General features: G+C 40.2%; 21 protein-coding genes and 1 tRNA gene. 3 read left to right on the top strand and 19 right to left on the bottom strand.

Translation table 11 applies throughout. The annotated features are described in order from the left end of the window. From hemB to SporoP17a_RS02470, 12 genes are all read right to left on the bottom strand, one after another. Positions 1-981, bottom strand: a complete 981-nt coding sequence (gene hemB / locus SporoP17a_RS02415) for a porphobilinogen synthase (RefSeq protein ID WP_083031946.1) — start codon at positions 979-981, stop codon at positions 1-3. Continuing rightward, positions 978-1,742, bottom strand: a complete 765-nt coding sequence (locus tag SporoP17a_RS02420; protein ID WP_083031948.1) for a uroporphyrinogen-III synthase — start codon at positions 1,740-1,742, stop codon at positions 978-980. Before SporoP17a_RS02420 ends, hemB begins: the two co-directional genes overlap by 4 nt. After that, positions 1,735-2,664: a hydroxymethylbilane synthase gene (hemC, locus tag SporoP17a_RS02425; protein ID WP_083031950.1), complete on the bottom strand. Its 930-nt coding sequence runs from the start codon at positions 2,662-2,664 to the stop codon at positions 1,735-1,737. The genes SporoP17a_RS02420 and hemC overlap by 8 nt, the downstream gene beginning before the upstream one ends. A 15-nt stretch (positions 2,665-2,679) precedes the next feature. Further along, on the bottom strand, positions 2,680-3,510 hold the full coding sequence (gene ccsA / locus SporoP17a_RS02430) for a cytochrome c biogenesis protein CcsA (protein WP_083031953.1): 831 nt from the start codon (positions 3,508-3,510) through the stop codon (positions 2,680-2,682). A gap of 221 nt (positions 3,511-3,731) precedes the next feature. Then, positions 3,732-5,108: a glutamyl-tRNA reductase gene (gene hemA, locus SporoP17a_RS02435; RefSeq protein WP_083031956.1), complete on the bottom strand. Its 1,377-nt coding sequence runs from the start codon at positions 5,106-5,108 to the stop codon at positions 3,732-3,734. Positions 5,109-5,236: 128 nt separating this feature from the next. Then, positions 5,237-5,818 carry a ribosome biogenesis GTP-binding protein YihA/YsxC gene (yihA, locus tag SporoP17a_RS02440; RefSeq protein ID WP_083031958.1) on the bottom strand — a complete coding sequence of 194 codons (582 nt, stop codon included), beginning with the start codon at positions 5,816-5,818 and terminating at the stop codon, positions 5,237-5,239. Further along, positions 5,815-8,136, bottom strand: coding sequence for an endopeptidase La (lon, locus tag SporoP17a_RS02445; RefSeq protein WP_083031961.1), 2,322 nt, complete (start codon positions 8,134-8,136; stop codon positions 5,815-5,817). The genes yihA and lon overlap by 4 nt, the downstream gene beginning before the upstream one ends. A 130-nt stretch (positions 8,137-8,266) precedes the next feature. Continuing rightward, complete coding sequence (gene clpX, locus SporoP17a_RS02450) at positions 8,267-9,535, bottom strand: ATP-dependent protease ATP-binding subunit ClpX (RefSeq protein ID WP_083031963.1); 1,269 nt, start codon at positions 9,533-9,535, stop codon at positions 8,267-8,269. A gap of 210 nt (positions 9,536-9,745) precedes the next feature. Continuing rightward, complete coding sequence (tig, locus tag SporoP17a_RS02455) at positions 9,746-11,032, bottom strand: trigger factor (protein ID WP_083031966.1); 1,287 nt, start codon at positions 11,030-11,032, stop codon at positions 9,746-9,748. 242 nt (positions 11,033-11,274) lie between these two features. After that, a complete protein-coding gene (locus tag SporoP17a_RS02460) occupies positions 11,275-12,240 on the bottom strand; it encodes a tetratricopeptide repeat protein (protein ID WP_083031969.1) in 966 nt (321 codons plus the stop codon). Between the two features lie 87 nt (positions 12,241-12,327). Beyond that, the gene (locus SporoP17a_RS02465; protein WP_167693367.1) at positions 12,328-13,260 is read right to left on the bottom strand and encodes a diacylglycerol/lipid kinase family protein; all 933 of its coding nucleotides are present in this window, start codon (positions 13,258-13,260) and stop codon (positions 12,328-12,330) included. Between the two features lie 57 nt (positions 13,261-13,317). Then, positions 13,318-13,947 (bottom strand): SIMPL domain-containing protein, encoded by a 630-nt coding sequence (locus tag SporoP17a_RS02470; protein ID WP_083031975.1) that lies wholly within the window; start codon positions 13,945-13,947, stop codon positions 13,318-13,320. Between the two features lie 139 nt (positions 13,948-14,086). Here SporoP17a_RS02470 and SporoP17a_RS02475 point away from each other — a divergent pair, with 139 nt between their 5' ends. After that, the gene (locus SporoP17a_RS02475) at positions 14,087-14,275 is read left to right on the top strand and encodes a hypothetical protein (RefSeq protein ID WP_083031978.1); all 189 of its coding nucleotides are present in this window, start codon (positions 14,087-14,089) and stop codon (positions 14,273-14,275) included. A 375-nt stretch (positions 14,276-14,650) separates the two neighbouring features. Here the strand turns inward: SporoP17a_RS02475 and SporoP17a_RS02480 are convergent, their stop codons facing one another. Further along, positions 14,651-15,277, bottom strand: coding sequence for an HD domain-containing protein (locus SporoP17a_RS02480; protein ID WP_083031981.1), 627 nt, complete (start codon positions 15,275-15,277; stop codon positions 14,651-14,653). 488 nt (positions 15,278-15,765) lie between these two features. Here SporoP17a_RS02480 and SporoP17a_RS02485 point away from each other — a divergent pair, with 488 nt between their 5' ends. Beyond that, on the top strand, positions 15,766-16,401 hold the full coding sequence (locus SporoP17a_RS02485; protein WP_083031984.1) for a DUF1232 domain-containing protein: 636 nt from the start codon (positions 15,766-15,768) through the stop codon (positions 16,399-16,401). 23 nt (positions 16,402-16,424) lie between these two features. Beyond that, positions 16,425-17,501 carry an LCP family protein gene (locus SporoP17a_RS02490; RefSeq protein ID WP_083031987.1) on the top strand — a complete coding sequence of 359 codons (1,077 nt, stop codon included), beginning with the start codon at positions 16,425-16,427 and terminating at the stop codon, positions 17,499-17,501. A 193-nt stretch (positions 17,502-17,694) separates the two neighbouring features. On the opposite strand, the gene SporoP17a_RS02495 is transcribed toward SporoP17a_RS02490, so the two are convergent. The 6 genes from SporoP17a_RS02495 to SporoP17a_RS02520 all read right to left on the bottom strand — a co-directional run bounded on the left by SporoP17a_RS02495 (position 17,695) and on the right by SporoP17a_RS02520 (position 22,946). Next, positions 17,695-18,669: a quinone oxidoreductase family protein gene (locus tag SporoP17a_RS02495; RefSeq protein WP_083031990.1), complete on the bottom strand. Its 975-nt coding sequence runs from the start codon at positions 18,667-18,669 to the stop codon at positions 17,695-17,697. Positions 18,670-18,682: 13 nt separating this feature from the next. After that, a complete protein-coding gene (locus SporoP17a_RS02500; protein ID WP_083031993.1) occupies positions 18,683-20,455 on the bottom strand; it encodes an acyl-CoA dehydrogenase family protein in 1,773 nt (590 codons plus the stop codon). A 57-nt stretch (positions 20,456-20,512) separates the two neighbouring features. Then, positions 20,513-21,289 (bottom strand): SDR family oxidoreductase, encoded by a 777-nt coding sequence (locus SporoP17a_RS02505; protein WP_083031996.1) that lies wholly within the window; start codon positions 21,287-21,289, stop codon positions 20,513-20,515. A gap of 276 nt (positions 21,290-21,565) precedes the next feature. Then, positions 21,566-21,639, bottom strand: a tRNA-Arg gene (locus tag SporoP17a_RS02510). A gap of 61 nt (positions 21,640-21,700) precedes the next feature. After that, positions 21,701-22,099: an SET domain-containing protein gene (locus SporoP17a_RS02515; protein ID WP_083031999.1), complete on the bottom strand. Its 399-nt coding sequence runs from the start codon at positions 22,097-22,099 to the stop codon at positions 21,701-21,703. A 202-nt stretch (positions 22,100-22,301) separates the two neighbouring features. Then, on the bottom strand, positions 22,302-22,946 hold the full coding sequence (locus tag SporoP17a_RS02520) for a DUF3885 domain-containing protein (protein ID WP_237262365.1): 645 nt from the start codon (positions 22,944-22,946) through the stop codon (positions 22,302-22,304). Positions 22,947-23,080: the final 134 nt, after the last annotated feature.

Here is a 23,080-nt window from a genome sequence, read left to right on the forward strand (position 1 = left end):
TTACTTCTCCTCCAACCAGCGAGCGGCATCTTTTGCATGATACGTCATGATAATATCTGCGCCTGCACGCTTCATACTTGTTAACGTCTCTAATACAATTTTCTTCTCATCTACCCAGCCGTTTAATGCAGCGGCTTTGATCATAGCATATTCCCCACTGACATTATACGCTACGACAGGCAATAATACGTGATTCTTCACGTCGCGAATGATATCAAGGTAAGACAAGGCCGGCTTAACAATTAAGAAGTCTGCACCTTCAACGATATCGGATTCCGCCTCACGCATAGCTTCCATGCGGTTTGCTGGATCCATTTGATACGTTTTTCGATCACCAAATTGTGGTGTGGATTGCGCTGCTTCACGGAATGGACCGTAATAAGCTGATGCATATTTAACTGCATATGACATGATCGGAATGTTTTGGAACCCCGCATCATCTAGCGCTTGACGAATAACTGCCACAAAGCCATCCATCATATTGGATGGCGCAATAATATCAGCTCCCGCTTTCGCTTGACTGACGGCTGTCTTGGCAAGTAATACGAGGCTTGCATCATTATCTACATCGTTGTCATGAATAACGCCACAGTGTCCGTGATCTGTATACTCGCATAGGCAAGTATCTGCTACTACGACTAATTGTGGATGACGTTCTTTCACTGCCCGTGTTGCACGCTGGATGATTCCTTCATCATCATACGCTTCGGAACCAGTTGCGTCCTTCTCAGAAGGAATACCAAATAAAATTATAGAAGAAATACCTAATTCGACTACTTCATCCGTTTCTTTTAATAATAAATCAATGGAGAACTGATCTACTCCCGGCATTGAAGCGATAGGATTACGTACGTTCTCGCCTTCTGTAACAAAGATAGGATAAATGAAATCCGCTGCCTTAATTTCCGTCTCTCTCACCATCGCTCTAACGGTCGGATGTGTACGAAGTCTACGATGACGCTTAAATTCTATTGGATTCATTTGAATTCTCCCTTTCGTTTAGCCAGTTCATGGACTAGCTCGACTAATGTATACGTTTCAGGTTTGACGTGAACGGGCGCACCTACTTTTAACAATGCACGTTCCGTAACATGGCCAATTGCGCAAACCGTAAAGCCAAACCACGTCGTTTTCGGTGCAATACGTGAAGAGAACACTTCCACCGCTGAAGGGCTTGCGAATAATACGGACACCTGATTTTTATGAAGTATAAAGCGACTTAATTTATCTATCTCACTCGTTGCACTCTTGGTCTCATAGACTGTCCATTCCGATACATGAAACGGCAATTCCTCGCGAATCAAACTTCCTGCGAGAGAACCTTTCAAAAAGACTACATGTAATCGTTCTGACTTTTTTGGATTAAACTGTTTGACGAAAACATCTGCACTAAACACGCTTGGAATGAAAGATACAGCAAAACCAAGTCGGTCTAGCGCAGCCGCTGTTCGTGTACCGACTGCTGCGACTTTGCCGTTAAACGTATCTGCCGTTACATTGAACCGTATCATCTTCGCACGGAACGCAGCAACTGCTGATTGGCTCGTAAAAATGAGCCAATCAGCTTTCATTGCTTGCTGCAACTTTTGCTGATCAGCCTTCTTCTGTATTTCTCCTACTTCAATCAGCGGAATCGAAACCGGAATGCCACCGTACTTTTTCACAAGTTCGGCCGCTTCCGTAGACTTTGGTGTTCCGGTGAAAATAACCGTTTCTCCTGCTAACGGTAATGCATCACGCATCCATTTCCGCCTTCACTTTCTTGATTACTTCAGCAGCACCTTGGTCACGTAAAATTTTACTGACTTCTTTACCAACTGCGACAGGATCTGTTCCTTTCACCGTTTCGCGGAACACTTGAATTGCATCCGGAGACGCGATGAAGCCAGTCATCTCTACTTCATTACCATCAAACGTTGCAAATCCACCAATAGGTACTTGGCAAGATCCATCCATTTCATTAAGGAACGTGCGCTCAGCCTGTAATTCAACCCAAGTCTTCTCGTCCGTTAGTTTTGCCAGTTCATTTAGTAATTCTGTATCATCTTCACGACATTCAATCGCTAATGCACCTTGCCCTACTGCTGGAATACAATCATCAAGCGAGAGGTGTTCTGTGACGATGTTATCATCCCAGCCCATACGCTTAAGCCCTGCAGCGGCTAAGAGAATTGCGTCAAATTCACCATCATGTAGTTTACGTAAACGTGTATCAATGTTCCCGCGAATCCACTTAATTTCAATATCTGGACGCAACATCAATAGCTGTGAACTGCGACGAAGACTAGATGTACCAACAACCGCTCCGATTGGCAAGTCCATGAAGCGAACATGGTCGTTTGCAATGTACGCATCACGTGGATCTACACGTTTAGGAATACAGCCGACTGTCAAGCCGTCAGGAATTACCGCCGGCATATCTTTCATGCTATGTACGGCAAAATCGATTTCCTTATTAAATAATGCTTGTTGAATTTCTTTTACGAATAGTCCTTTACCGCCAACTTTTGACAACATGACGTCTAAGATTTGATCGCCTTTCGTCACAATTTCTTTTATCTCAAATTCAAATGGGGCACCTGCCTGCTTCATTTGTCCAATGAACCATTTCGTTTGAGTTAATGCTAGCTTACTTCTACGTGAACCTACAATAATTTTTCTCACAATACTCTTCCTTTCTTATACCCATAAATGAAATTGTGACAGCGTACTGCCCAAAAAGAAATTAATGACCGTTAAAAGAAATGCAAATATTGTCATCCAGGCAAACTCCATTGATTGAAGCTTTCCCTTAAAGTTGAAATAAATAACCGAAGAATAGATGAGTAATATTGCAAATGACCCCATAATTTTCACATCAAATGGAGACCAGTTTTCAAGCGCTACATATGCCCACTGAACTCCGAATAGTAAACTAACGAATAGTATCGGAATGCCAGTATAGATCGACATTTTCATCCCCATCATCGTCTGATGCAAATTAGGTAGACTAGAAAAGCGTTTTCCAAACTTTTTACTTTTCAGTACGTTATATACAATCAAATATAATACAGCAAAAACAAAAGCTAATGCGAACACTGCGTACGAGAGGATTGCTGTCGTAATATGAACAAATAGTACTTCTGAAATGAGCGAATCACCGACAGTGGACGCTGTGTATTTCAAATTGGAAAAGACATGAATCATTAAAAAAGCAAATCCGATGATATTTGTGAAAAACACCATGAAATTCACTTTATATATCAACTGGAACACGATAGATAATGTGACCAGTAACCACACATAAAAATAAATTCCTTCAACTAGCGATAATACCGGAAAGCGTTTCATCTGAATAATATAAAGTGATAAAATCGCGGTTTGTGTAAGCCATACGGTAACGATGAGCCAAAAAGCAATACGATGAATCATTTTTGACTTCTTCAAGTAATCAATAAAATAAAAAACAAGACCGAGGGCATAAAGAACAATCATGAATTCCTGAAGTCTTGCGACGGTTAAATCAACCATATGCTATTCTCTGCCTTTCAAGCGAAAACCTCTCTTGTGTTAGTAAGGAGTGTTCGTCTTCATTGTCTCAAATGAGAGGGTGATACTGCAAATAATTGCATCTGTGGAAAGCATGGTTTTCTTATCATCGTAAATAGTTATACATATATTTCATATTTAATTGCATTAAAAAAGTGGGCCTGTACTGTTCTTGTGAAAGACAGATACAGAACCACCTGGGATTAGTGTTGATAATGTAAGCTCGTCATATCAGCAACGTCTGATTTTTGATCAGCACGTTTTTGAAGACGTTCTTTTGCTTGTAATGCCAGCTGTTCCTTTTCTGTTACGACATCTTCGGCAATACCAAAGATTTGTTCAAAAAGTGCGAGTTTCTCTGCTGCCTTTTTATCAGTAGATAATTCTTTAGCCTGTAAAATAGGTTCTTTTAATAATTGATTAATAATCGATTTTGTATGCTTGTTTAGAACTTTCTTTTCACGTTCTGTTAAATCCGGCATTTTGTTTTCGATGCTGGCCATTGTTTCACTTTGAATACGACTTGCTTTCTTACGAAGTGCAGAAATCATCGGCACGACACCTAGTGTTGTTAACCATTCTTTAAACGCAACTACTTCTTGTTCAATCATTAGACCAATTTCGTCAGCTGCCCGCTTACGTTCAGCCAGGTTTGCTTCGACAATACCTTGAAGATCATCGATATCATACAAGAATACACTATTCAATTCACCGATTTTTGGATCAAGGTCACGTGGTACAGCAATGTCCACCATGAATAGTGGCTTGCCTTTACGTAGTCTCTCTACAAAATCCATCAATTCATAATCGATGACATATTCAGTAGCACCCGTTGAACTGATTAAAATATCTGCTTCGAGTAACAAACACTGCAACTCTTGCATAGATTTCGCTTCACCATTAAATTTCGCTGCGAGAATTTCTGCTTTAGAGAATGTTCGATTGATTACGGTAATCTTTCCAACACCGCTTCCCTGCAAGTTCTTCACTGCTAATTCACCCATCGTACCAGCACCAAGAATGGCGATATGCTTATCCTTAAGTGAACCGAAAATCTTTCTACCCAGTTCTACTGCTGCATAGGAAACAGACACGGCATTTTCACCGATTGCTGTGTCAGTATGTGCTCTTTTCGCTGTCGTAATCGCTTGTTTGAACAATTCATTGAATACGGTACCTGTCGTACCAATATTTTGTGCAGCGAAAAAACTACTGCGAATTTGCCCTAAAATTTGTGTTTCACCAAGTACCATGGAATCAATGCCTGCAGTTACACGCAATAAGTGTTCCACTGCACCATCTTCTTCATGAATAATCAAGTGACTGGAGAATTCCTCCATAGGAATAGAAAACCAATCAGCAAGGAATCTTTTAATATAATAGCGTCCTGTATGAATTTGATCTACTACCGCATAGATTTCTGTGCGGTTACAAGTAGAAATAATGACGTTTTCTAGAATACTCTTTTGCTGTTGCAATGTTTGCATCGCTTGTGGCAAATCAGCTTCAACAAATGATAGCTTCTCTCTAATTTCGACAGGAGCGGTTCGGTGGTTAACACCGACAACGACTGTATACATTAGGTGCTCACACCTTTCGGAATCTTTTTCGTACATTCATTATAACATACATAGCGCTTTAGTCGGAACGCAATTGTGAACAACGTTTGAAGTCATAATGTAGCAATTCCATCTACCTAACTCGTTACTTACATACGACTTTCGATTTCACGCCATGCTTCCTCCATACCTATTCCTTTTTCAGATGAAAATAGGATGAGCGGCTCGTGTATTTCCATGTTAAATGTTGTCCGAACAATCTTCTTATGCTTTTCCCATTTACCTTTAGGTATTTTATCTGCTTTTGTTGCAACAACAATCGTAGGGATATTGTAATGAGACAGGAAGTCATGCATCATGCAGTCATCTTTTGTCGGTGGATGTCGCAAATCAACAATTTGCACGACCGCGCGCAATTCTTCACGTGATGTGATGTATTGTTCGATCATACCGCCCCATTTTTCTTTTTCAGTTTTCGAAACTTTCGCATAGCCGTAACCTGGTACGTCAACGAAAAATAGTTGTTCTTCAATTTTATAGAAATTGAGCGTTTGAGTCTTCCCTGGTTTCGAAGAAGTACGAGCCAAGCTTTTACGGCCAATCATTTTGTTAATGAAGGAAGATTTCCCTACATTTGAACGACCAGCTAACGCAAATTCAGGATAACCTTCTGTTGGATATTGTTCAGGTCTAACCGCACTCATAATCATTTCAACGTTATGGACTTTCATTTCTTTTCCTCCAAAGCGATATCGAGTACTTCATGAGCATCCGACACAAGTTTAAATGTTAATTCTTTTCTTACACTATCTGGAATGTCATCCAAATCGCGTTCATTGTCTGACGGGATGATGATCGTGCGCAGTCCGGCACGGTGAGCACTAAGCGTTTTTTGTTTTAGCCCACCAATCGGTAGCACACGTCCACGCAGTGTCACCTCTCCTGTCATACCGACTTCACGGCGTATCGGACGTTCTGTCAACGCGGATACGAGTGCCGTGACAATAGTAATACCAGCAGAAGGTCCATCTTTCGGTGTTGCGCCTTCTGGAACATGAATATGAATATCCCATTTCTCATGAAAATCAGGATCTATGTCAAATGACATAGCTTTGGAACGTACATAAGATAATGCCGTTTGCGCCGATTCCTTCATGACATCCCCAAGCTTACCTGTCAACAGTAACTTACCTTTACCTGGTGATAAGGAAACTTCAATTTGTAATGTATCTCCACCGACAGATGTATAGGCAAGTCCAGTGGCCATACCAACTTGATTAACCGTTTCTGCCTGCCCAAAACGGAAACGCTTCTTGCCCAGTAACGCTTCTAAAGATTTTGGGCTCACTGTTAAGCTTTTCTTATCGCCTGCTAGTATTTGACGCGCAGCTTTCCGACAAATGCTTGCGATTTCTCGCTCAAGTGAACGTACACCAGCTTCACGTGTATAGTATCGTACGATTTCTAGCACTGCTTCTTCCTGGAAACGAAGTTGTGACTTCTTTAAACCATGTTCCTTCATCTGTTTTGGAATCAAGTGATGGATAGCAATTGATTGTTTTTCTTGTTCTGTATAGCCAGGAATTGAAATGATTTCCATACGATCACGCAATGGCCCTGGTATAGCCCCCAGATCATTCGACGTCGCAATGAATAAGACACTTGAAAGATCATAGGGCTCTTCTATATAATGATCACTGAAATTATTGTTTTGTTCAGGATCAAGCACTTCCAGCATCGCAGACGACGGATCTCCTCTAAAATCGTTTGACATTTTATCGATTTCATCTAGTAGGAAGACTGGATTGACAGTGCCTGCCTTTTTCATACTTTGTATAATACGTCCGGGCATAGCACCTACATACGTTCGACGATGACCACGAATTTCAGATTCATCACGGACACCACCTAGTGATAAACGTACAAATTCACGTCCTAGTGACTCAGCGATTGAACGGGCTAATGAAGTTTTACCTACTCCTGGAGGGCCATCTAAGCAAAGAATCGGTCCGCGCAGAGAATTGGTCATCTGACGTACAGCGAGGTATTCAAGAATTCGTTCTTTAACGTTTTCTAATCCTTCATGATCACGATTCAATATTTCTTCTGAACGAGACAAATCTAGTTGATCTTTTGTCGCATGAGTCCATGGTAGCATAATCAGCCACTCAATATAGTTACGAATGATGCCACTTTCAGCTGAAGCAGAAGGAATTTTTTCATAACGTTCCAGTTCACGCTCTGCTGCTTCTCTCACAGACTGCGGCATATTGGCTTCTTCGATTTTCTTTTTCAGTTCGGACACTTCAAGACCTTTACCATCTTTATCGCCTAGCTCAGTTTGAATCGCCTTTAATTGTTCGCGTAAGTAAAATTCTTTTTGTGTGCGTTCCATTGCTTCCTTCACGCGTTCATTAATTTTTTGTTCGAGCTCCATGATTTCCTGTTCATTATACATTCGACTGATAAGCCATTCCAAACGATTGGGGACATCTAGGATTTCAAGCACTTCTTGTTTGGCAGTTAGTTTTAATGGTAAGTTTGATGCAATCATATCGGCTAATCTACCCGGTTCTTGAATGCTTTCAACCGTCTCCAATGTTTCTTCAGAAATCCGTTTGCTATTCTTCGCATATCGTTTGAACTGTGCAACAAGTGAACGCATCAATGCTTCTGCTTCCGCATCTTTTTCTTCATTCTCTTCGTAACATGTGACATTGACAACTGGATACAGGTCAGCTTCTCGGTAACTGCTCCACTCAGCTCTATGTATGCCTTCGATTAATACACGGTACGTACCATTTGGTAATTGAGTCATTGATTTGATATTCGCTAGAGTGCCTATATCATGTAAATCTTCTTTTTCGGGATTTTCTAAGCTTAAATCCTTCTGCGTCGCAAGAAAAACCTGATGATTACCTGCTAATGAATGCTCAATGGCGAAAATTGAGCGTTCTCGACCCACATCAATATGCAAGAGCATCGTCGGATAAACTATCACTCCGCGAAGTGGCAATAATGGGATGTTCTGTTTTTGAATCGTCGGCATGATAAGCCACCTCCAAATAAATTATGTGTATGTATGTGTATTACCTAAATAAAATCTTATGTAAGAAAAAGCCGACTGCCGAACGTATAAGATACGCATCGGTGGAGCCGGCCTTTTTGCCTTTTCGGCGTTATGCGGTATTTTTTTCGCTATCTGATTCGTATATAGATCCGTCTTCTCTGTGCAAGATCGGAGTCGACTTGCCAAGAACAGAGTCTTTAGTAATGATGCATTTCTTCACTTCTTCAAGTGAAGGAAGGTCATACATTACATCCAACATGATATTTTCGATAATGGAACGAAGTCCACGTGCACCCGTTTTACGAGCAATCGCTTCTTTCGCAATTTCGATCAATGCGTCATCTTCAAATTGAAGTTCTACATCGTCCAGCTCGACCATCTTTTGGTATTGCTTTACAATCGCATTCTTCGGCTCTGTTAGAATTTGATACAATGTATCAGCATCTAACGTATCAAGAGTTGCGATTACCGGCAAACGGCCAATGAATTCTGGAATCAAACCGTATGACTGGAGATCTTCAGGAATCAATTTAGCCAATAGGCTATCTTCTTCATTGATCTCTTGCTTGGATTCAGAACCAAAACCGATCACTTTACGACCGATACGACGTTTCACGATATCTTCGATGCCATCAAATGCTCCACCTACAACGAATAAAATATTTGTTGTATCAATTTGCAAGAATTCTTGATGTGGGTGTTTACGACCGCCTTGTGGTGGTACGCTAGCAACTGTTCCTTCGAGAATTTTCAGTAAGGCTTGCTGTACACCTTCCCCAGATACGTCACGAGTAATCGATGCATTTTCAGATTTACGAGCTACTTTGTCGATTTCATCAATGTAGATAATTCCTTTTTCAGCTTTATCAATATCGAAGTCCGCTGCTTGAATCAACTTCAAGAGAATATTTTCTACGTCTTCCCCAACGTAACCTGCTTCAGTTAATGAAGTCGCATCTGCAATCGCAAATGGTACATCCAAAATACGAGCCAACGTTTGCGCAAGTAATGTTTTACCGCTACCAGTTGGGCCGATTAAGACGATATTGGATTTAGCCAGCTCGACTTCATCAATTTTACTGCTTGAATTTACCCGTTTGTAATGATTGTATACCGCTACTGCGAGTGATTTCTTTGCGCGATCTTGCCCGATGATATAGTCATCGAGGATACCTTGGATCTCTCTTGGTTTTGGAACGTCTTTTAGCTCGAAGCCTTCTTCAAGACCTACTTCCTCTTCCACGATTTCCGCACAAAGTTCAACGCATTCATCACAAATATAAACACCTTGACCTGCTACTAGTTTACGGACTTGCTCTTGAGATTTTCCGCAAAAAGAACAGCTCAGGTTATCGTTTTCATCATTAAATTTGAACATTATGCTCACCCCTATTCAAGTGAATATACTACAAGATTAACATGACTTAATCAACTATTTAGAACTTAATGACCGATAACTACCAGCCTAATATGTATCATTATTCATGTTCTAGCTTATGTAGTTTCCTCACGTCTATACATGAAGTTCTTTTATTTAAGAAAAACAAGGTACGGACAAACCGTACCTTGTTACAATCATATTGAAAGATTAATCGATGATTTTAGCGTTGTCAACAAGTAGTTGTACTGTTTTATTGAAACGAAGATCGTTCTCAAGTACAGATGTGCCACCAAGAGTCGTCTTGATTTGCTCAACTTCCATACCGAATTGCTCAGACATCTTTTCAAGTTCAGCATTTACTTCTTCTTCTGGAACTTCTACATTTTCAACAGCACCGATTGCTTCAAGTGTCAATGAAACACGAACGCGGCTTAATGCGTCGTCTTTCATCTGGTCGCGAAGTGTTTGTTCGTCTTGACCAGAGAACTGGAAGTAAAGATCCAAGTTCATACCTTGCATTTGTAGACGTTGTTCGAAGTCCTGCATCATACGATCCGTTTCTGAATCGATCATGGCTTGTGGAATGTCCATCTCAGCGTTGCTTGCAGCTTGTTCTACTAAATCGTCACGAAGAGCTGTTTCAGAATCATTCTTTTTCACTTCTTCAGCTTCTTCTTTTAACTTCGTGCGTAGTTCTTCTACTGAAGATACGCTCTCGTCGATTTCTTTCGCTAACTCATCATCAAGTTCAGGAACTTCTTTAGACTTAATTTCGTTAACTTTCACTTTGAATGTAGCAGGCTTTCCAGCTAATTCAGTAGCGTGATATTCTTCAGGGAAAGTAATTTCAATTTCTTTTTCTTCTCCTGTTTTCATGCCGACTACTTGCTCTTCGAATCCTGGAATAAATGAACCAGAACCTACTTCAAGTTCGTAGTTATCAGACTGTCCGCCTTCGAATGCTTCGCCATCAGCGAATCCTTCGAAATCGATTGTAGCTGTATCGCCATTTTCAACAACGCCGTCTTCTTTAACTACCATTTCTGCTAGTGCTTCAGTACGTTGTTCAAGCTGTGCGTCTACTTCTTCGTCTGTTACTTCAACTGCTTGACGAGTTACTTCAAGACCTTTGTATTCACCAAGCTTAACTTCTGGCTTAAGAGCTACGATAGCAGTGAAAACGACAGGCTCGCCTTTTTCTAGCTTTTCGATGTCAATTTCAGGCGCAGCAATTGGATCAACGTCTGCTTCGTCTACTGCAGCAGAGTATGCTCCAGGTAGTACGATATCGATCGCATCATTGTAAAGTGATTCTTCACCGTACATTTTGTTGAACATTTTACGTGGCATTTTCCCTTTACGGAAACCAGGTGCCTGTACTTTCTTCACTACTTTTTTGAACGCTTCATCTAATGCTTCGTTGAAACGATCTACAGAAACTTCAAACGTAAGTTTCCCTTCACTACCTTCTAATTTTTCCCATTTAACTGTCATATGTATGACCTCCAAATCATTTGCAATACTTTTATTTTTATTTTAATCAATTATACCTTCTACTGATTGTATCTCATTTTTTCTGTACGTCCTAAAAAATTTCGACACTCTTTGAAGGCTTTACCTGAATCAGCCTATTTTGTTTCGCTTGTAAGTAGCGACAACGTTACTGAGGACAGATAAGCAGTTGACAACCATTTTAGTATAACATAGTCTATTCATCTTTCAAGAATTAATCACTGTCAGTTTTCCATTTCTTCATCCACCGAACGTATGAACGTTAGTAATGAAGATTCCTCAGTCTGCTTACCATACAATAACTGCTTTGTATACGCGACATACGCTCCTGCTACCTCTTCCGCTGTGTAAGGACCCCAGTGGAACGGAAACAATAAGACGCTGTACTTAAGAATCAGATTGACAACCAGCTCACTAGCGGTTGGGTCTTTCTCAAATTGTGATTTTGCGAGAAACTGCACTTCTCCAATAAATTGATCTTCTTCGGGTGATACTAATCTTGATGGATTCGCTTCAGTTTCGAAGTGGTATTTTCGAACAGCTATCGACTCTTGGTATCCCGCTTGTTGCAATAACATCAATGCATAAGTTTTGACTACAGGTAACGAATCCTTTTCTTCAATCACCTCTACTAGCAACGGTATATGCGGCTGTAATTTCTGATGTTGCAACGATAATAAAAATTCCTGTTGCTCCAACGATCCCCATTGGTAAAATTGCTCGCTTGTGATAGAGGGCTCTTCAATAGAAGGTTCTTCGTAACGTTCAGATAATCGGTTATTCAATTCCCGTAAGTATTGAAACTTCTGCAAGCTATAATCCGGGATGATTTCTTTCTCCAACAAACCTTGTATCGTCAGCTCTACCTCGGCGTATTGCTGTAACTGAATCGAGATCGAAAGATAAAGCTCAAGTAATTCTATGTAATCGCCTGCTTGGTTTTGCATAGCGAGAAGGGTAAATTCTTTCGCTCGTTCATACTCTTTCATTTCATATAAAGAAATAGCTAAGCCATCGAAAACTGTGTAATCTTCAGGATTAATTTCCAATACAGATTCGAAATTTCGGACTGCCTCTTCATGTAGATCTCGTTCCATTGCTTGTCTGCCTTGCTGATGGAGGCGTTCGAGTGTTCCAGGGAAAACAACCACATTTCCTTTTCTAATAACTTGTCTGCGCTTCTTTTGCATTGTAATCACCTGCCTGCTTTGTTCCTTTCACTATAGCACAGCATTCTCAATCGATTCCAGCTTGACGCCACGAACGATAGGAAGCGACTACACTAGCGACTTATCCGCCACATACCACTTCCGCTGATCTACTTCACAAATGACCGGCTGACTAGTAGTTGTCCCAATATATTCCCCATCGGTATGGCAACCTACTGCCCGATCTATTTCCATGATGAATTGGTCACTGTTATAAGTAGAAACTCCTTTTACATTCGTATGACTTCCATTGAATACAGTTAGAAACACCGCTAGAAATTTCAGCACAGAAATAGAATGGACAACCGTCAGCTCGAACTCTCCATCATCATATACAGAATGAGGAGAAATTTTCATACCGCCACCGTAATATTTTTGATTGCTGACGGTAATCATCCAAACGTTGTGAAACATGCGAGTATCCGAACCGATTTGAATCTTCGCGTTAAAAGGTTTAAAGGCAAGCAAACTACGCACTACAGTCAAAGCGTACACTACGCTGCCGAGCTTCCATTTATTTAACGTCCTTTTAATAGTAGACTGGCTAGCTGCCAATGAAATATTCGCATCTAGGCCGAAACCACAATTACTTGCAAAATAGCGTTGATGTGTGTTGCTCAGTTGAACGGAGCCAAAGTCTACAGTTTTTCGTTTAATTGGCTCTGTTGCTATATACGATTCCACTTCCTGCAAACTAGTGAATGCTGGAAACTCTCTTGCAAAATCATTACCAGATCCGGCTTTCATGATTCCGACTGTTATATGAGGATAACCTGCTACGCCATTTAGCACTTCATGGATTGTCCCATCTCCACCTATTATGACGAGCAACAATGGCATGGTGGCTTGTCCAGCAAGATGCTGTGCCAGTTCTTTCGCATGATCACGTCGCTTCGTCAGATGGTATGGGTAGTGGTAGTTGATATTCTTTCGCAAGCTGGCCCACAACTTGGCTCCCTGGCCATCTCCAGCTTGTTCATTGATGATGAAATGTACATCCATATGGACCGCCTCTTTCGAAAGCCTTTTCATCATAGTAGCAGACTGCCAATTGACTTACTAGACGATTTGATACTTCACTTGCAAACTTGCGCTGATTGTAATCGTTCCGGATTCGATTGGTGTTTTGCCAGTATCCGCCATGGTCATCGCGCGGAATGCTACTGGTTGGGACGTGTGCTGTTCCTCAATCTTCATTGGAATTGGCCGGTTCTGTAATTTCAACGAAGTCCCAATTGTAATCATTTTTGTCTCCGCATCTTGCAAGGCCAGCGCCAATGCTTGCTGATATTGTTCATCTTGATCGGGCATCGTGAATTCGATTGAGCCGATTTGATTCGCACCATTTTTGACCGCAAGATCGACGAGTTCACCTGTTTGCGAAAGTTCGTTACTTGTAATGCGAATGGAGTTAACGACTTCATAGCCTTGGAAGCGCTGGTCACCGTTAATGTATTCATAGACAGGTCGGATTTGAAAATCAATCGTTTGAATAGACGTTTCCGAAATTCCCGCCTTTTGCAACGACTGAATTACTTGATTCATTCGTCTAGCATTTTCTTGTTGGATTTCTGCGAGTTCCGTACCTCTAGATATAACAGATAGTACAATATGAACCGTACTAGGCGAGACTTTCACTGCCCCTTCACCAAATACAGTAATCGTCCGTGTTTCTTGTTCGTAATACATGTAGAACACTCTCCTTTTTACAGTATGATCATTTCTATGCACTACCTGAATCTATTTATACTTCTTTTTGTTGTTCTCGCGCTTGAACGGCAATACAGAATTCATCATAACTTAAAGGAAAGGGCTAAGGAGGATGCCTATGCGTGAAAGAGAAAAACAACTCGCAAAATTAGCATTGCTTGGTGAATCTATCGGCTTATTTGGCCAAGCGCTCTCTGCACTTGCTGCTTATCTTGCATTAGAAGATGAGGAAGTTGAAGAAGATCAATTGACTAAAATGCAGAAACAGATCGATGACTTACTGAGCGAGATTAGACAGAAGAAGTAAAGCATTAGGGTACGGGAACGGGCACGACTACAAAAGTAGTAAAAAGCCTATAATGTACATGTCGAAATATCAGACATATCTAGTAGTTACCCAATTTTAGTTTCAAAATTACTATTGTTGAATCATTGAAACTAAATAAAAAAGCTCTCGATCTATTATGACCGATGAGCTTTGAATATTCGTTTTCATACTAAAATGTGATGAGTCCTTTTTGTACCGCGAATCCACCTAATGTAAACAAGGCGATGGCAACGAGTGTAATGATGAATAATCGATTATTTCTGTCCAAGACGTCACCTTTTTCTCTATCGGATAGATTGTGATTGCTAGTTACTTCATTCTATCCTATCGAGTTCAAAATTGGCAATCTATTTTTCAATCTATTTCTATTTTTAGTTGATGCAAGAAATTTTCCATGAAGTCATGTCGTTCTCTCGCTAAACGGGTGCCTTCTTTCGTGACCATCAATTCTTTTAGTAATAATAACTTCTCGTAAAAATGCGTAACTGTAGCTGTTTCTTTTTTACGATATTCTGATTCTGACATATCCATTCGCGCTTCTTCTTGCTGATCATACAGTTTCCTGCCGCGGGCTCCGCCGAATGCAAATGCACGCGCAATTCCTACTGCCCCGATGGCATCCAAGCGGTCAGCATCTCTGACAATAGCGCCTTCTATCGATGTAATATCTTTTGCGTTGCCGCCACTGAAGGACACACTTTCAATCGCAGACATCACGTTATCTGTAATCTGTTGAGTCGCACCTATTTTTTCAAGCAACTCCATTGTAGTAACCTTTTGCATCTCTTCATATTTCGCATCTTCTACGTCATGCAACAGAACTGCTAATCGTACAACTAGTTCATCTGCACCAGCTTCTGTAGCTAAAATTTTCTCTGCATTTTTCATTACGCGATCAATATGGTCGAGATCATGACTCGCATCAAATTGATTGTAAATGCCTTCGACTTCTAACCTGCATTTCGCTATCATATCTTGCATAGGATTCCTTCCCCTCTTTTACATTAGTTATATACGGATACCTCTTCGAAAATCAATTCCTTGTGAAGACGTATAATGTACACTTCATTGAATTACCGAAAAGAATCGTTACCGATGTCGCTCATTTTTAAGAGGAGCTTACCGAACTTCCGAAAGCTCCACCGTAATAGAGTTTACCACGCTCATCAACGTCGTGAATACCTTCTCCGCCAAGTTTTATCGTACTATGTGCTGATTGAACAACCATACCCAACCTGTTTACGGTTCCTTGAACGATATTCCATATGTGATCATCCTTAGATACTGAATGGAAGACACAACAAAACTTATCGATGGAGATTTCAGAAAAATTTTACAGAGTCAAATGCAGACGTTTTTCGACAAAAAAAGTTCCCTACTTATAACCGTTGACAATTTGCCAACAAACAATTATTCTTTTAAAGAAGTAGATATTTTAACAGTTGTTGTAGAAATGGAGGGGTAGTGTCATGTCAGAAGGTAGTCTTGGTCTGTCTATCGGGCAATTATTGCGTGATGTTTTAAAAGAACGTTCATTGTCCATGCGCAAACTAAGCGAACTTACAGATATTGATACTTCAACTATCTCTAGGATCATCAACGACAAGCGCAAAGCAACACTAGACCATTTAGAGAAATTTGCGAGCATTTTGGAAATCCCATTAGCCAAACTACTTCAGGCGGCGGGCTATCCGGTTGATCATAAACACACGATACGTTCTGATTATGATGAAACCATTCAACATTTGGTCAACACGTCGGAACTTCTATCTGCGGATCTCTCTATCGAAAAAGTTCAACTTCAACTTACAAGTTACGAAGCGTATGTTCAGACGACGGAAGGAAGAAACAGAATTTTATATGACTTCGATAAGAAGTTAAAACAGGCAGGCGGAGTAGGTCCATTCATCGATCAAATAAAAGACTTATTTACCCGGTTTACAATGCAAGATGTTGCAAAACGTGATCTAACTGTGATCGGTAGTGCTCTATTGTACTTTATCGTTCCTGTGGATATCATCCCCGATTACATTTTTGCGGTCGGGTATCTGGACGATGCGATCGCGGTCCAAATTGCTTCAAGCGTACTAACAAGGAATACATAATCAGATGAGTAGGTGTGACATTAATGGAAAATAAAGAAACTGGAAAGCGTCGTAAGAAAAAACTTAAAAGAAAATATAAACGGTTACTATTCATGGTATTCACTATGCTATTTTTAGCGGGTGGCGGATATGTTGCTGCACAATATTCCAACGGCCTGTCCCTTGCGAATGGTGGCAATACAAATGAAATACATACAGAACTTAGCGATAGCAGTAATACCTTTTCTGATAGAAATTCCGCCTTTGACGACTTTGAAGGTAGCGAATCACAATTCGGTGAAATTAACGTATTATTGATTGGTGATGACGCAAGAGGCGATGAAGATGATACTCGTTCAGACGCTTTAATGATTGGCCACTACGACCAGACAACAAACAAAGTAAAGTTAATCTCTCTAATGCGTGATACATATGTCGACATTCCAGGCCACGGCATGGAAAAGATCAATGCTGCTTATGCACTCGGTGGACCTGAATTAGTACGACAAACGATTAAGCATAATTTTGACGTGGATGTACAATATTACGCAATTGTTAATTTCGAAGGTTTCTCTAAAATCGTCGATGTCATTGCACCTGACGGTATTGAAGTCGATATTCCATATGAAATGTCACACGGCTTAGGTTTAACACTCTACCCTGGCAAGCAAAGATTAAATGGAGATCAATTACTCGGTTACGTCCGCTTCCGCCACGACATCCACAGTGATTACGGTCGTGTGGAACGTCAGCAAGAAGCGTTAGCAAAACTAAAAGACGAAGCGATGAGTCTACAAACGCTCGTCAATATACCAAAACTAATGGGTGTTATTGATCCATATATTGATACGAACATCGACAGTAAAACTATCTTCACTATTGCTAAAGGTATGTTGACTGGCGGAAAGAATAACGAAATGGAATCACTGCGTATTCCTGTAGAAGGATCATTTGGGGACCTACGTACAGACGTTGGTGCTGTTCTCGAGATTAACCTAGAACAGAACAAACAAGCATTACGAGAGTTTTTATCGATCGAGGATAAATCCGCAGACGATGGAAGCGAACAAGATGGAGAATATGCAGAAGATCAACCATATATTCAAGACCAGCAATTCTAAAACGGTATACGAATACAGAAGAATAAGCTGTTCCAGTCATCCAACAGACCGGAACAGCTTATTTTTTTCGTTACATTATTTATATACCAGTATGGATTACACTTTTGCCTAGCCTCATTCATGTAGCTCTTCAATAATATGAAACATTTCTTGTGATCCTACATGAAATTCAATTTACATTTTCTATTTTATATTACGTGGTTAACACTAATTTCCCCATTGTCTTCCTACCTTGCAATTGTCGCTGTGCTTCTGCTGCCTCTTCCAAATCAAATGTCCCACCTATTGTTAGTTGTAGGTCTCCATTTCGTACATAGTCTAGTAACTCTTTAAAGCTATTTTGATATACTTCAAAGTTTTTCATAATTTGCGGCAAGAAAAAGCCAACGACAGATTGATTCCGTTGCATTAATTCTCCCGCATCCATTGGAGACCGTTCTCCGCTTGCCGCGCCAAAGACTACCATGCGTCCAAATGGTGCAAGACATTTTAGTGTTTTTCTAAATATGTCTCCCCCGACCATCTCTAGCGCCACATCTACACCTTTACCATCCGTCAATTCCCGCACCTTTAATTCCCAGCCTTCTTCTGTGTAGTTGACTAGATGATCTGCACCCATTTCTTTTGCATGTGCTAGCTTTTCCTCACTACTCGCTGTAGCAATAACTTTGCCGGCGCCAAACAGTTTTGCTAATTGCACTGCGATCGCTCCTACACCACCTGCTGCTGCATGTACAAGAACTGTTTCTCCTTTTTCTAATCGCCCCATAGTCTTTAAGATGTGATATGCCGTCTGACCTTGAAGAGGTAGCGCGACTGCGTCGGTATATTCCACGCCGTCTGGAATCGGTGCAAGTGTCATTTCTGGGATTGCTGCATATTCGGAATAGCCTGACGATTCAATGAGTGATACAACTCGCATGCCTGGCTTAAAACGCTTCACGTCTTTTCCGACTTCCGTAATAACCCCTGCCACCTCAGCTCCTGGAACAAAAGGAAGTGGTGTCGGTACTACATACTTTCCTTCACGGCGTGCAACATCTGCATAATTCACACCAATGGCTTTAATTTCCACTAGTACATCTTGATCCCCTACAGCTGGTTTATCCATTTTTACAAGTTGAAGAACTTCTGGCCCTCCATACTGTTCTAATTGAATTGCTTTCATGTCATCTTCCCCTTTATGAAATATAATTTTCTGCCTGGTTAACTGCGTCTGCAATTTCACGTTTTGTTTCCACTGTATTTTCAACCATTAATTCACTACATCTATTAAATATATTGTTCAAAATATATTTTTTAGAATCTCCTGAAGCAATACTAGAAAGTAGTTTTCTTGCATTCATTTCTGCTTGTAGCAATGTATCCGTCACAAGCACTTCTGTTATTTTAATTTTTAGCGAGGCAGATTTGATATGTGAAGACTCTATCGCCTTAACTGTCCGTAAGACCGCTGATTCCATTGCATAGAGATCAATTGCTAGATCGGCAAGTTTCATGAGAGCTTCCTGCTCATTGACAATATTGTCTCCATACTTTTGATACGTGAGACCGATACTAAGTAAGCAAATATTTCTTACTAACGCAACTGCTTGTTGTTCTCTTGAAAGTTCAGTGCTTTGGAGAGTTGCTGGGTGGGTCAGTGCTTTACTCGCTTCTTCTACCAATTCCTGAAGTGGAACCATTCCTTTAGACGCTTGACTTAGTAAGGACATGGGAATGAGCAACCGATTAATTTCATTCGTCCCTTCGAAGATTCGATTAATACGGGAATCACGGTACACTTGTTCAATTGCATACTCTTTGATATACCCGTACCCTCCGTGAAGCTGCAATGACTCATCGGCTACTCGATCTAGTGTTTCAGAACCATATACTTTACAAATCGCACATTCTACGGCATACTCCATCATCCGTTTGGCAAGAAGACGATGATCCTCTGAATGCTCCATATCACCAAGTGCATCCTCTAAAAGAGAGGCAGTTCTGTACTGAAGCGACTCTGCAGCATAAATCCGCGTCGTCATATCTCCTACCTTTTCTTTTGTAGCAGTAAATTCAGCGATAGATTTTCCGAATTGCTTGCGCTCTTTTGTATAATCAATTGCTAATTTCATGCTAAACTTTGAAGCACCCATTGTTGCAGAACCTAAATTAAAACGCCCTAAATTGAGTACGTTCAATGCAATATGGTGACCTTTCCCCACTTCTCCCAACAGATTACGCACAGGAACTTCACAATTTTCAAAATACACTGCAGTCGTGGATGAACCTTTGATCCCCATTTTCTGCTCTTCCGGGCCAAGAGTAATTCCCGGGAAATCTTTCTCTACAATAAATGCGGTAAATGATGTACCGTCTACTTTTGCATATACGATAAATGTATCGGAAAAAGCAGCATTTGTAATATACAATTTGGAGCCGTTCAACATGTAATGTGTGCCCTCTTCGTTTAACTTAGCTGTTGTTTTTGCCGATAATGCATCAGAACCTGAAGTGGGCTCTGTTAAACAATAAGCACCAATAAATTCACCAGATGCCAATTTGGGTAAATAGTATTCTTTTTGCCACTGCGTTCCGAAATACGTGATAGGTAGTGTAGCTATACATGTATGATTGGAATGCGCCACACTATATCCTCCCGCAGAGCCTAAATGCTCACCTACGAGTCCTTTAGTAATTTTATCGAGACCTAGCCCGCCATATTTTACCGGTATACTATGTGCTAATAAACCGAGATCTCCTGCCTTCGTTAACAATGATTTCACTAAAGCAAAATCTTGTTTTTCAATTTCTTTATTCCACGGATGTACTTCTTTTTGTATAAAGTTTTTTGCTGTATGTGCAATCATATGATGTTCGTCAGTAAATTCTTCTGGAGTAAATACTTCATATGGTAAGGTTGGGCGATATAGAAAAGCAGCACCATGATAGAGCTGATTTTGATTAGACATGTACGTTCTCTCCTTTATCAATCATATATGTGAAGATTTCGTCTCAATTTTCGCTTACTAGATTTGGCTACTCATACCACCATCTACCACTAATACGTCCCCTGTCATGTAATCAGATGCTTTTGATGCTAAAAATACAGCTACACCTTTTAAATCATCTTCGTTACCCAATCGATTTAACGGTGTTCCATTTAAGATGTATTCACGACCGTTTTCAATTGTGACATTCGACATTTTCGTTGGGAAGAATCCTGGGGCAATTGCATTCACGTTAATATTATATCGTCCCCATTTTGCTGCTAAATCTTTAGTCAATACAATGACTGCACCTTTGCTAGTATTATAACCAATCGTATCCATAAAATCTGGATGTGTACCGCCAAGTCCTGCAACTGAAGCAATATTAATGATCTTTCCGCTATTTTGCTTGATCATGACTTTTCCCACTTCTCTGCTCATGATAAATGTTCCTGTTGCGTTTACGTTCAGCACTTTCTGAAAGGCTTCGATCGGCATATCAATAGTTGGCGCACCCCATGTGGCACCGCTATTATTCACCAGAATATCAACGGTTCCAAATTCCTTTACGGTCTCTTCAACTACTCTTTTCACATCTTCCTCATTGGCCACATCGCAAGCTAAACCTATTGATCTCACACCTAGCTTTTCTAACTCTCGACTCATGTCCATACAAGATTCTACTTTGCGCGAACAGACCACAACATTCGCTCCCGCTTCTGCAAATCCTCTTGCAATTTGTGCACCCAACCCTCTTCCGCCACCAGTAACTACTGCCGTTTTACCCTTTAAATTAAACAAATCTAGAACAGTCATGTCTATTTCCCCTTTTCTATAAATAGCTTTTTTACTCCGTTACATAAAAAATTTTCTGCGTACTAACCAGTTGGTATGTTCAGAATAAATAGATATAATTATCATATTAAACGCTTAGCTATTATTTAGCAAGGCTTTACTTTCACCTCGTACAACTTAACCGAGAAGAATATTATGGTAGAATAAAAATTAGTTTTTAAAACTCATAATAAAAATCCTTCTAACACAGTAAAGTTAGAAGGGTCTTAACATGCAATATTTGCTACCTATTTAGGACGTCCCAGAAGGGATTCGAACCCCCGACCTACGCCTTAGGAGGGCGTTGCTCTATCCAGCTGAGCTACTAGGACATGATAGAAATGAGAAACACTTCGATTCATTTGCTGACTCAAAGTGTTCTCATGCTTTTAATTAATCATTAGCGGTACCATCATAATCTTCATTAAACCATAATTGTTCATCATCGTCTACGTCGCCATTATAGTTAATCAAAATCTCTTCGCCAGCTTTGATATCTTTATAAGCAAAGAAATCAAATGTATGGTGATCGAAATTAATATCATAGGTTGCATTCGGTTCATAGGAATGATTGAATAACATTCCGTAGCCAAGCAAGATCGCCGTATGGTTTTCTCCATACTCAAAAGCATAGTCAGCTAGGACGGTTTTTTCAATATGTTGATGTTGTTCATTTGGATAGGAGATAACGGGTGCCTCGTGTAACAGCTGTCCTTCTTTAATATCGCATTTCGCGAATACTCCTTTATTGAATTCCCCTTCACCAATCGGAGAAAGTTTTACTTCGATCATGTCTTTCACCTACTCGCTTGTAAATTATACTTGGCTAGTATACCACTAAATCCATCCGATTGCTGATTTCTTTTCTTATAAATAAAAACGGACTCCGACAGCAGTTACTTCCTGTTAACAGATAAATGCCATCTGTATAATTTATAAGCGCTTCAACTGATCTGAATAGACATTTGATTCCATACATAAAACCTCTATTTTTCTATGCAAAAACTTTATCCACCTCTTGCTTATCATAATCAAGAATCCAATCAGTGTATTGTTCATAGAGATATCGAATAGATTCTTTGTCAGCCGCTATGATATCACACCCTCGATCATCGTATAGATGATAGATGATGTTTTTCGATAAGTTGATGAAGAAAATATCATAATCACTTTCAGGGTTGCGTCTCAAAATGGTTGTGGGATCAGCAAAATCTTCATAACAAATCGCTTTCAGCAATTGCTTATACCGAATATCCTGTTTCTTACAAGTAAGCATAAATCGACGCGTGAGAATTCCTTCCTCCTCATGACCATGGGGATTCGGAATTGTAGAAAAACGCAATTTATAAACCAATTCTTTTCGTTTTATATACTTAGAATAAACATTCAATGGTCTTTCACGTAGAAAATGATTGTTTGTATGGACATCCGTGATCATCATAATTTCCTCTTCGTGTTCAAATACCGCTTCAAATAACGTAATGGATCGATAAAATGCTTGCTTTAAGAAATCGGGCTCACTAAACGCAATAGATTGTGAAATTTCAAAGCGAATAGCTTTACTTGTTTCGTAAAATAGAGCAGGTGCCAATTCAATCCCATTAAAATATTCAGTCAAATACGACTTTAAAGTATTCACTAGTTCACTCTCCATTAGGGATATCCACATGATAGTTTATGCAAGATCTCGTTGTTCTTTCAACGTATCTTCAAAGTTCAGCGCAACAAGCTAACTTCTCGCGCTGGACTTTCTCTCTCAAATGTAAAAACGAA

The organism is Sporosarcina ureae (genome assembly GCF_002082015.1).
GTDB classification, from domain to species: domain Bacteria; phylum Bacillota; class Bacilli; order Bacillales_A; family Planococcaceae; genus Sporosarcina; species Sporosarcina ureae_A.